The sequence below is a fragment of the Vibrio crassostreae genome (assembly GCF_024347415.1).
Lineage (GTDB): Bacteria > Pseudomonadota > Gammaproteobacteria > Enterobacterales > Vibrionaceae > Vibrio > Vibrio crassostreae.
The window spans coordinates 3,236,784-3,248,341 of sequence record NZ_AP025476.1 but is presented as its reverse complement, the minus strand read 5'-3'; the positions used below and the strand labels follow the sequence as shown (position 1 = coordinate 3,248,341).

Below are 11,558 nucleotides of genomic sequence, written 5' to 3'. Positions count from 1 at the left end.
CTGGTTTTAACCAGCAATACCACCCTGCGTCAGTGTGGTTGGATCAAGCAGTTTGCTGAGTTCTTCTCGGCTGAGATCGGTTTCTCTTTCTGCAACCTCAAGGATTGGCAAACCCTCTTTGTAGGCTTTCTTAGCAATATCCGCAGCTTTCAAGTAACCAATCACAGGGTTGAGTGCCGTGACCAGAATTGGATTCTTTGAAAGTGCTAAATCAAGATTGTCTTGGCGCACAGTAAAGGTCGCAACGGCTTTATCAGCCAATGCGATGGAGCTGTTAGCTAAAAGCTCGATACTTTCTAATACGTTATGAGCAATGACTGGCAGCATCACATTCAGTTGGAAGTTGCCTGATTGGCCTGCCACAGTAATCGTCGTGTCGTTACCAATCACTTGTGCTGCTGCCATCGCTGCGGCTTCTGGAATCACAGGGTTCACTTTGCCCGGCATGATAGAAGAACCCGGCTGTAGCGCCTGCAATTCGATCTCACCTAAACCTGCTAGCGGGCCTGAGTTCATCCAGCGAAGATCGTTTGAGATCTTCATGATCGCAACTGCTGCAGTTTTGAGCTGCCCTGAAAAGGCAACGATCGCATCTTGGCTGCTGAGGTTGAAAAAGAAGTTCTCACTCGAGTTAAAACTGATCTTTGTCGATTGAGATAGGTGACTTGCAAACTTATCGGCAAAGCGTGGGTCGGCATTGATGCCTGTGCCCACCGCTGTTCCACCTTGAGCAAGTGCTTTAATTGCGGGCAGGGTGCTTTCAATGGCTTGCTTGGCGTGTTCAATCTGGAACTTCCAGCCACCAAGCTCTTGAGCAAAGGTAATTGGCATCGCATCCATTAGATGAGTACGACCGGTTTTCACTACCTCAGCAAGCTCTTGCTGTTTAACGGTAAGTGCTTCAGAAAGGTGAGTTAATGCAGGCAGCAGTTTGTTTTCAGCCATAAGAGCGACACTGACTTGAATTGCAGTTGGTACCACATCATTGCTGCTTTGGCCCATATTGACATGATCATTCGGGTTTACGTCGCCTTGTAAGCTTCTTGAAGCGAGCGTGGCAATTACTTCGTTGGCATTCATGTTGGAGCTAGTACCAGAGCCAGTTTGATAAACATCGATCGGGAATTGATCGAGGTATTTACCATCGATGATCTCTTGGCTCGCTTCGGCAATCGCGTTGGCGATATCACCTTCCAATAAACCCAACTGAGCGTTGGTGTCTGCGGCGGCCTGTTTAATGAATGCCAATGCTTGAATGAAGCTGGTTGGCATCTTGTGTGAACTAAAAGCAAAGTTATCTGCAGCACGTTGAGTTTGTGCTTGGTATAGCGCATCAGCAGGGACTTTCACTTCCCCCATGCTGTCTTTCTCAATTCGATATTGTAGGGTCATGTTCTATCCTTGTTAGCCAAGTGGGGCTTGGACTTGTTGTAGTGTTTGGCTGAGATTCAAAAAACGCGCTTGGCCTTGAGGCTGCTGGCAGTAGTGGCGTTTCAAATAAAATAGTGGTGAGTGAATAGAGTCTAGGCAGATATGACGAAAGGCGAAACTGCGCTCAGGAGACTCAATCGCTTCAATCAGATGGAAGAAAACTTGGCGCAGGTACAGCTCGCACAACAAGATGTTTTCTTGGGCGGCGTGCTTTTCATAGTAAGCGGAAAGCGTCAGTGCGCACTCGATGTAGTCTCGAATCACAAATGGCTCATGGCCTTGAACTTGTTCTAATGAAGCAAAGCGATCTTGTGCTTTGTAAAACCTCGAATAGAGACCCTGCTGTTCTTTCATCATCAATTGCATCTCTTTATTGGATGTTAATGATAATTATTATCAAATGAAACTTTAAAAACAACCCTTTGTTTGTCTTTTTATAAAATGAAACGGGAAAAGAAAAAGCCGATACATAACGTATCGGCTTTCTGAGATTCAGTACCTAATCCCTACAATGTAAGTACTGATTCATTTTTCTAAACATCTCTGCTTAGTAGTCGTGCTTAGTGGTCGTGAGCTTCACCAGCACCTTTCGGGTAACGGATGTTCTCAACCATATCTTGTACATCTTGTGGTACTTCAGCAGTTACTTTGTTTACAGCAATCGATACTACGAAGTTTAGACACATACCTAGCGTACCGATGCCTTCTGGGCTGATACCAAACCACCAGTTTTCAGGTGTGCTTGCTGCTGGGTTAATGAACTTGAAGTAGATGATGTAGCTTGCTGTGAAGGCAATACCTGACAACATACCTGCAATTGCGCCTTCCTTGTTCATCTTCTTGTAGAAGATACCTAGGATAATCGCTGGGAAGAAGGATGCTGCAGCTAAGCCGAAGGCAAACGCTACTACCTGTGCTACGAAGCCTGGTGGGTTAATCCCCAAGTAACCTGCACCTACAATCGCGACCATAGCTGCCAAACGAGCGGCTAACAGCTCCTGCTTGTCGGTCATGTTTGGTCTGAAGCCTTTCTTCAACAAGTCATGTGAAATCGACGTAGAGATTACCAGTAGTAGACCTGCGGCAGTTGATAGTGCGGCTGCTAGGCCACCGGCTGCAAGCAGTGCTACAACCCAGTTTGGTAGTTTCGCTAGCTCTGGAGAAGCCAGTACGATGATGTCACGGTTAATCTTCATCTCGTTGCGCTCATCGCCCGAGTAGAACATTTTGCCATCGCCGTTCTTATCTTCCCAACCAACTAGGCCAGTGCTTTCCCAGTTTTTGTACCAGCTTGGTGCGTCTGCTGCTGCTACACCTTGCATGTCAGGGCCGTTGATTGTTTCGATCATGTTTACACGAGCGAATGCTGCAACACCTGGTGCTGTTGTGTATAGCAATGAGATGAACAGTAGAGCCCAACCCGCTGAGATACGAGCATCACGTACTTTGGGTACAGTGAAGAAACGAATGATTACGTGTGGAAGACCCGCAGTACCTACCATTAGAGCCGCACAGATGAAGAATACATCCACCATGCTCTTGTTACCTTCGGTATAGGCGGTAAATCCGAGTTCTTCGGTGAGTCCATCCAGTTTATCAAGTAAGTAAACATCTGTGCCTGATAGCGTAGAGCCCATACCAACTTGTGGAAGTGGGTTACCTGTCATCATGATTGACGTAAAGATTGCTGGAACAAGGAAGGCGAAAATGAGGACACAGAATTGAGCTACCTGCGTATAAGTGATGCCTTTCATGCCACCAAGCACTGCGTAGAAGAACACAATACCCATACCAATGATGATACCTAGGTTAATGTCGACTTCTAGGAAACGAGAGAATACAACGCCTACACCACGCATCTGACCTGCAACGTACGTAAATGATACGAAGATTGCACAGAATACCGCTACCATACGGGCTGTTTTCGAGTAGTAACGCTCACCGATGAAATCAGGAACCGTAAACTGACCGAACTTACGTAGGTAAGGTGCTAAACATAGCGCAAGTAGTACATAACCACCTGTCCAACCCATTAGGTAAACCGCACCATCGTAACCAACGAATGAGATGATACCTGCCATTGAGATGAATGATGCTGCCGACATCCAGTCAGCGGCGGTCGCCATGCCGTTTGCCACTGGGTGTACACCACCGCCAGCAACGTAGAACTCACTCGTAGACCCTGCACGAGCCCAGATTGCGATGCCGATATATACCGCGAAAGTAATACCGACGAGAATAAACGTCCAAGTTTGAATATCCATGTTCTAGCCTCTAGTCTTCCTGTACGTTGTATTTTTTGTCGAGCGCATTCATGCGAACAACGTAAATAAATATCAGCGCCACGAAGGTGTATATCGAACCTTGCTGAGCGAACCAAAATCCTAGCTTGAACCCGCCAAACTGAACGGTATTGAGGGCATCCACAAATAAGATGCCAGCGCCGTAAGACACTGCAAACCAGACCGCGAGCAGTGTTCCCATAATTCCCAAGTTTTCCTTCCAGTAGGCTTGAGCATGTTCCGTAGATTCGAACGCCATTGCCTTCTCCTTTATTTCGTTTCCGTAGAAACTGTTTCTGTAGAAAATTATCGTGTTAACGTAATGTTACGATTTAGAATGTAGCAAGGATAAGTAAAGGGATCTGTGCAACTTTAGTCGGGACGCGATTAGCGCTAATCCACTGAAATATGGGAGTTGGAAGACATAACCATAGGAAAATGTGATGTTACAATGTTGTTAAATTAGCCTAAGGTCTAACAAAAACGCATGAATTAGGGTGCGAGTCATAAAATTTAACAACTAAATGACCGAGAAACGGTATTTAGTCCTGCATATGACACGAAGCGAAACATAAGTTTGTTATAGTATCAGCGGCACTTTTACCGACCGCGCCTTGCTTAACGGCAGAAGATCAACATGCTTAAAGCTCGGGTTTTATTCTTTGGGGGGACGAATTGGACGCAATAACTATTAACCATTTATTTTTAACTGGTGCGGTGCTCATCGCCATCAGTGTGCTTTTTTCGCAAGTCTCCTCTCGCTTGGGCGTTCCTATTCTTTTGATCTTCCTTTTCGTTGGCATGTTAGCTGGTGAAGATGGGCCCGGTGGCATCAATTTCGATGACTACTCCCTAACTTATTTGGTGAGTAATCTTGCGCTTGCCGTGATCCTGCTTGATGGCGGTATGCGGACCAAGGTTGCAAGCTTCAAGGTCGCTTTCTGGCCGTCACTGTCACTAGCCACAATAGGCGTGGCCTGTACTGCGACCTTAACTGGACTTATGGCTTCTTGGCTGTTCGACCTGTCACTGATGCAGGGCATTTTGGTGGGTGCGATTGTCGGCTCCACCGATGCGGCAGCGGTATTCTCTTTGTTGAAAGGGCAAAGCCTCAATGAGCGTGTTGGCTCAACCTTAGAGATCGAATCGGGTACCAACGACCCAATGGCAGTCTTCCTGACAGTGACCTTAATTGCGCTACTTGGCACCCCAGATGCCGAGATGGGAATGAACTTCCTACTGAAAAGTTTCGCGATGCAGTTTGGTGTCGGCACGCTTATCGGCCTTGGTGGCGGTTGGGTTCTGTGGAGTCTAATCAATCGAGTGCAGCTGGCTGATGGCCTGTATTCGATTCTGGTGCTCAGTGGCGGTGTAGCTCTGTTTGCCTTCTCTAACATGCTTGGCGGCAGCGGTATCTTATCGATTTACTTAGTGGGCTTGTTCATTGGTAATCGTCCGACACGCTCTCGACACTCGATTCTTAATGTCCTTGATGGCATGACGTGGTTAAGCCAAATCGTGATGTTCTTGGTATTGGGTTTACTGGTGACGCCATCGACGCTGATGGACATTGCTCTGCCTGCGTTAGCACTGGCCTTCGGTATGATTTTGTTTGCTCGTCCGCTGTCGGTTTGGTTGGGTTTGCTGCCGTTCAGAAGCTTTACCACCAAGGAGCGTTGGTTTGTTTCTTGGGTCGGTTTACGTGGTGCGGTGCCGATCATTCTGGCCGTGTTCCCGATGATGGCTGGCCTGCCTAATGCTCAGCTTTACTTCAATATCGCTTTCTTCGTGGTTATGGTGTCGCTGATTGTTCAAGGCGGCAGCTTGATGAAAGTCGCGAGATTGGCTCAAGTGACTTTACCTCCAACACCGACACCGATTTCTCGTACAGGCATTGAAATCTACCCTGCCAGTGAGTGGGAGATGTTTGTCTACAAGCTGAAAGAAGAGAAATGGTGTGTGGGCGAACCACTGAAGCGTTTGTCTATGCCGGAAGGAACGCGCATTACTGCACTGTTTAGAAAGGATACCTTGCTTCACCCATCGGGCAGTACCGTGCTAGAGGCGAACGATATTCTCTGTGTGCTTGGTCAAGATAAAGACCTAGATAGCCTAAGTGAGCTATTCAGTGAGGCACCTTTAGCCGAAGATGCAGCTCGATTCTTTGGTGATTTCTTCCTTGAGGTTGGGTTATCGATTGCTGCCGTGAGTGACTGCTATGGCATTGAACTTGGCTCGGAAGAAGAGCGCGACATGACGCTAAAACAATTGGCTGAGCGAGAACTTGGCGCGCACCCAGTATTGGGCGATAGCTTCGAGTGGCATGACATCACTTGGGTAGTCGCAGAGATAGATGATCATAAAGTCGTCAGGTTGGGTTTATGTTTACCCAAGACGACTTTAGAAGAGGATATGAGCGAAGCCTAATTGTGGACTTCTTGTAGCAAGATAACCGCTTGAGTACGATTTTTCACATCCAGTTTACGGAAGATGGCCGTCATATGTGCCTTGATGGTCGCTTCCGAAACATTCAATTCATAGGCGATTTGCTTGTTCAGCAAGCCGTCAGAAAGCATCCCTAATACCTTGTACTGCTGAGGCGTCAGTGTGGAAATCTTTTCTGCAAGGTCGCTACAGGCAGCATTGTTGGTAATCAGTCCTTCAGGGAAGAACGGGTCGCCATTCAGCACTTGATTCAGTGCACTCACCAATTCACGCATATCACTCGACTTAGGAATGAAGCCAAACGCACCGTGGCTCTTTACTTGAGTCACTACGCTGGCATCTTCACTGGCAGAAATCACCACAATCGGTAGATCTGGGTATTCAGCGCGCAGTTGAATTAAGCCTGACATGCCATTGGCACCCGGCATTTTCAGGTCGAGCAGCAGCAGGTCGGGTTCATCTTCTTTCTTAAGCAGAGTCAGTAAGGCGTCGAGAGAATCAGCCTCAAGCAGGTTCGCACCGCTGATCGCCATATGAACTGACTGAAATAGGGCGTTACGGAAGAGAGGGTGGTCATCAGCAATGATGATGGTATAGGTCGAGTCCATGACGTTCATACTTTTAACAATTTAGTTAATATTTATTATCATCCTGATTGAGTATGTGGACAATATCTATGCATTAAAAGTCTGAACCATATCGACTTTTATCCCTGTTCTTGGAAAGCGTTTCCTATAATCACAAAAAAGCCGCACTGCCATCTCGTTATGAGGAGCAGTGCGGCTTGCGTTAGAGCTTGTATTTAGACGAATGTCGTCGTTATAGCTGGTGGTCTTGCATGTGTTTTAAGAATACATCGGCAGGCATAAAACCAGTGACACGAGCATTTGGAACATGGTTACCCTCGCCATCCCAAAACTCAATCGTTGGTAAGCCGAGTACCTGTAATTGTTTAAGCAGTTCAATATCTTGAGGCATGTTTCTTGTTACGTCAGCCTGAAGCAGTACGAAGTCAGAAAGTTTGTTCTCAACATCAGCTTGATGGAAGGTGTACTTCTCGAACTCTTTACACGCCACACACCAATCTGCGTAGAAATCGAGCATCACTGGTTTACCCAGCTTTTTCGCTTCGATGAGCTGGATTTCTAGCTCTTCAACGGTATTGATGCGTGCAAATTGGATATGCTGTTGTTCTACCGTTACGCTCTTCTCCGCAAACCAATAGTTCAATGCAGGCTGTGCGGAAGCAAACAAGCCAAGCATTGCGATGATACCGACCGCACTTTGCTTCCAGCCGCCGAATGGCAGTGCATTCTTGCTGTGGTACAGCCAACCGAAGGCGATGAAGCCAAGGCCAGACCAAAGTACGGTTGCCCATAACTCAGGGATAATACGCTCTAGCAGGAAGATTGGTGCTGCCAGCAAGATAAAGCCGAATACGATTTTTACCTTGTCCATCCAGCTGCCCGCTTTCGGTAGTAGCTTATTACCAAATACCGCAACTAAGATCAGCGGGATACCCATACCCATCGCCAATGAGTATAGAGCGATCGCGCCAGTAAACAGGTCACCACTTTGAGCCACATACAACAGCGCACCCGATAGTGGCGCTGTGGTACAAGGCGAACACACCAAGCCAGAGATAGCACCCATCGCGAACACGCCCAAGGTATTGCCACCTTGTTGCTTGTTACTTTGGTTGTTGAGCCAAGTTTGAATGCTGCTTGGCAGTTGCAGGTTATAAACGCCAAACATCGACATGGCTAACGCCACGAATAGAACGCTCAACGCAATCAATACGTAAGGGTGTTGCATCGCCGCTTGGAACTGCATACCTGCAGAGGCAACCACTAAACCTAACAGGGTGTAGGTTAGCGCCATACCTTGCACATAGATGAACGACAACATCAGCGCACGACCTTGGCTGAGCTTGCCGCCACCTAAAACGATACCCGTTAGAATTGGGTACATCGGCAGAACACACGGTGTAAAGGCTAAGCCAACACCAAGTGCTAAGAATAATAATGGCGTCCACCAACTGTCACCGAGCTTATCGGCTAGGCTCACTTCTTTTGAAACGGGTGCACTTGATTGTGGAGTGGTGTTAGTTGCAACGTCTGCTTTTAGAGAAGCTTGTTGCGTTGAAACATCGGTTTCATTGTTTGCAGCCGATGACTCTTGCGATAACGCATTAGCTTGAGAGTCGCCTGAACCAGAACCAAAATCTGTAGCCGCAAATGGTTCAATGTCGATGATTCGAGTTTCGGGTGGATAGCAGAAACCCGCATCCGCACAGCCTTGATATTTAACGATCAGCTGTGAGCCATCTTGGTAACTCTGTAGGGGAACTTGAACGAATAGCGGCTGGGTATAAATGCTCACCTCACCAAAGAATTCATCTTGGTGTGGCTTACCATCTTCTAATTCAACGTTACCGATCGCGATATTTTGCCCAGTGAAAGAGAGGCTATGTTGGTAGAGGTAGTAGCCTTCTTTTACTTGCCAGTCGAGAAGCACCTTGCCGTCTTGCTGGTAGTAATTGAAAGGGAAAGCTTGGTCTACAGGGACAAAACCGTTGTTATTGCCTCCGAAGCTTGGCTCGGCGTTGTCATTTCCAAAAAGCGCCCACGCAGGCTGGGTGAACAGGGAAACACAAACAAAAAGTAATGTGGCAAGTCGTCGCATACTATTTAGTCATCAAATTAGAGTTGAAGGTATCTTAACTCAATCAGACCGTAATAGTTTGTGATTAGTTTCATCGACCAGCAAATATCCGCTAGGGCGGGTGAGCCACTTTGCTAGGCAGTCGAGAGAGGGTTAGCTGCGCAACTGCAGTGAACAGCCCTTGCCAGTAAGACATTTAGGCAACACCTAAGCGTGCTCTTACTACTTGTTCGCAAGCATCAATGTTCATCGTATCTTTTGGAATAATGAGCACAGTGTCATTGCCGCCAACAGTACCGATAATCTCTGTATGTGGGTCGATATCGACTAACCTTGCGACCAACTGCGCACAACCAGGGTTTGTTTTGACGATCACCATCGCTTGGTTGTGAGTAATTAATTCGATTTGCGATGAGATGGAGGCATCGACACGCACAGGCGCGCTTTCAACTGTAATGCAGTAAACCTTTTTACCACAGGCATTCTGAATTTTGACAACGCCAAGCTGTGACAAAATGCGAGAGACAGTCGATTGGCTAATGCCTGTATAACCGATCTCGACCAGTTTCTCGCGCAGTTGATTTTGGGTCGAGAAGCTTTGTTGTTGTAGTAAGCGTTTGCACGCCGCAGTCAGTGTTTTATCTTCAGCTGAATACAAGCAACCGTGCTCAGTGATTTCGTTCATGAACAACTCCTTAAGGTCAACGTGTGGATATCGCTTGTCCATAGCGCAGAACGCACTCCCAAAGCCGTAGAGTACGATTATTAATTAGGCTTACCGATGAATCCCGAAGTAGAGAAGGAAGGGTATGCGAGATGTATGATCATCTATGCATTGAGTCTACCACTAAAGGATAGTTATCTTTTTGAAGGCGATCACCAAATAATATTCTGGTTTGTTGCTTTTATTTTGGGGTTTTATTCTTTGGCTAATGGATATTTATTCCGGCTTGGGAATAAATATCCATGTTACTTTAGTGGTTTTTGTTGCGAAGGTAATACCGCTAAGGGTTAGCGAATTTCACTCATGATCTCGCGAGAGAATACTTTTTCACAATAGTGACATTTTAACTGTACGTTTTCGTGTTTTAGCTGCACTTTAAAGCTACTTTCGACAGGTTCACCGTGTGAAATACAGTTGCTATTTGGGCAGGCGAACACACTGTTGATTTGTTCTGGCAGCACAAGGGTTAGCTTGTTGACCACTTTGTACTCTTCAATCTGATTCACTGTCGCTTGTGGAGCGTACAGAGCCAATTGGTTGGCTTGTTCCTTGGTCAGAAAGATGTTCTCAATTTTGATTAGGTCTTTGTTGCCGAGCGCTGATGATGGCAGGTTTAAGCCCATCGTGATGCGTTGTTCTGTTTTATGCAGCTTGAACAGTTTGAGAATTTTAATCCCAAGATGAGCAGGGATGTGGTCAATCACGCTGCCATTACGGATCGCTTCTACTTGTAGCTGAGTTTGTTTAACCATGACTATATCTCCTGCTTATAAAGTGTCGTTTAGAACTAGGGCTAATAAAGCTTCACGTGCGTACACACCGTTTTCAGCCTGTTCGAAGTAGTAAGCGTGTGGCGTTTTATCGACGTCGGTGGTGATTTCGTCGACGCGTGGCAGTGGGTGAAGGACCTTCATATTTTGACGAGCGTCTTTCAATGTATCGGCGGTTAGGATGTAAGCCGATTTCATGTGTGCGTATTCCGACGCATCAAAGCGCTCTTTCTGTACGCGAGTCATGTATAAAACATCCAGTTCTGGCACGACTTCTTCAATGCTGCTGTGAGTGCTGTATTGGATCCCCATCTCTTCTAGCTCTTCACAGATGTAATCTGGCATCTCTAATACTTCTGGTGCGATAAAGAAGAAACGTACGTTATTGAATTTTGATAGCGCTTGGGTTAGTGAGTGCACAGTACGGCCATATTTTAGGTCGCCGACGAATGCGACATTGAGGTTATCAAGCGTGCCCTGCGTTTCGTAAATCGAGAACAGATCCAGCAAGGTCTGAGTTGGGTGTTGGTTGGCACCATCGCCGCCATTTACCACCGGAACACCGTTAGAGAATTCAGACGCTAAACGTGCTGCGCCTTCTTGTGGGTGACGCATCACAAAGGCATCCACGTAAGATGAAATAACCTGCACTGAGTCGGCAAGCGTTTCGCCTTTTTTCGCCAGTGATGTGTTACCGCCATTATCAAAGCCGATGACCGTGCCACCAAGGCGTTGAACGGCGGTTTCAAATGAAAGACGAGTTCGAGTTGAAGGCTCAAAGAAGCAGCTCGCAACGACTTTATTTTTCAGCAACTCTGGGTTTGGCTCGGCCTTGAGTCTTGCTGCTGTGTCGACGATAAGCTCTAGTTCATTACGAGTGAGCTCAGGTATGGAGATGATGTGCTTGTTAAATAACGAATGCGCCATAACGGGTCTTCCTTCTATGCATACAGTCAAATTGCGGACAAAAAAAAGCCCCCTAAAAATAGGAGGCTTCGAAACGATCAATAGAGCAAAATAAAAATGACACCAACGCCACTCTTTGGCGTGTGGTTTGACAATTATGTGCGACAGAATTGCGGTTCATTTTTTGCTCTCTTTAGACAAATTGCGGAGGATTATACTCAGATAAAAAGACCATGCAATACTTTCTGTAAAGTATTCATTTAATGGATTTTTATGCGGAATTGCGTCCGTTTTTAGCTTTCATTTAAGCCTTTGTCGGAACTGCGAATCTCAGGT

The 11,558-nt window shown here is 46.6% G+C and carries 10 protein-coding genes; 1 reads left to right on the top strand and 9 read right to left on the bottom strand.

The features are described from left to right. Window positions 1-6: 6 nt before the first annotated feature. The 4 genes from OC193_RS14650 to OC193_RS14635 all read right to left on the bottom strand — a co-directional run bounded on the left by OC193_RS14650 (window position 7) and on the right by OC193_RS14635 (window position 3,972). The gene (locus OC193_RS14650) at window positions 7-1,392 is read right to left on the bottom strand and encodes a class II fumarate hydratase (protein WP_048663021.1); all 1,386 of its coding nucleotides are present in this window, start codon (window positions 1,390-1,392) and stop codon (window positions 7-9) included. Between the two features lie 12 nt (window positions 1,393-1,404). Continuing rightward, window positions 1,405-1,788, bottom strand: a complete 384-nt coding sequence (locus tag OC193_RS14645) for a hypothetical protein (RefSeq protein WP_026084247.1) — start codon at window positions 1,786-1,788, stop codon at window positions 1,405-1,407. A 203-nt stretch (window positions 1,789-1,991) separates the two neighbouring features. Next, on the bottom strand, window positions 1,992-3,695 hold the full coding sequence (locus tag OC193_RS14640; protein ID WP_017062715.1) for a sodium:solute symporter family protein: 1,704 nt from the start codon (window positions 3,693-3,695) through the stop codon (window positions 1,992-1,994). Between the two features lie 10 nt (window positions 3,696-3,705). Continuing rightward, complete coding sequence (locus OC193_RS14635) at window positions 3,706-3,972, bottom strand: DUF4212 domain-containing protein (protein WP_010435433.1); 267 nt, start codon at window positions 3,970-3,972, stop codon at window positions 3,706-3,708. Window positions 3,973-4,388: 416 nt separating this feature from the next. Between OC193_RS14635 and OC193_RS14630 the strand changes: the two genes are divergently transcribed. After that, a complete protein-coding gene (locus OC193_RS14630; protein ID WP_048659201.1) occupies window positions 4,389-6,140 on the top strand; it encodes a potassium/proton antiporter in 1,752 nt (583 codons plus the stop codon). On the opposite strand, the gene OC193_RS14625 is transcribed toward OC193_RS14630, so the two are convergent. From OC193_RS14625 to pyrB, 5 genes are all read right to left on the bottom strand, one after another. After that, on the bottom strand, window positions 6,137-6,766 hold the full coding sequence (locus OC193_RS14625) for a response regulator (RefSeq protein ID WP_019821543.1): 630 nt from the start codon (window positions 6,764-6,766) through the stop codon (window positions 6,137-6,139). The two genes, OC193_RS14630 and OC193_RS14625, sit on opposite strands and share 4 nt — an antisense overlap. Window positions 6,767-6,977: 211 nt before the next feature. Then, window positions 6,978-8,843, bottom strand: a complete 1,866-nt coding sequence (locus tag OC193_RS14620) for a protein-disulfide reductase DsbD (RefSeq protein WP_048663020.1) — start codon at window positions 8,841-8,843, stop codon at window positions 6,978-6,980. A 175-nt stretch (window positions 8,844-9,018) separates the two neighbouring features. Continuing rightward, complete coding sequence (locus OC193_RS14615; RefSeq protein ID WP_048659199.1) at window positions 9,019-9,507, bottom strand: arginine repressor; 489 nt, start codon at window positions 9,505-9,507, stop codon at window positions 9,019-9,021. Window positions 9,508-9,833: 326 nt separating this feature from the next. Continuing rightward, on the bottom strand, window positions 9,834-10,298 hold the full coding sequence (pyrI, locus tag OC193_RS14610; protein WP_004729721.1) for an aspartate carbamoyltransferase regulatory subunit: 465 nt from the start codon (window positions 10,296-10,298) through the stop codon (window positions 9,834-9,836). Window positions 10,299-10,313: 15 nt separating this feature from the next. Then, entirely contained in the window at window positions 10,314-11,243 is a 930-nt protein-coding gene (gene pyrB / locus OC193_RS14605; RefSeq protein ID WP_017062721.1) for an aspartate carbamoyltransferase, read from the bottom strand. Window positions 11,244-11,558: the final 315 nt, after the last annotated feature.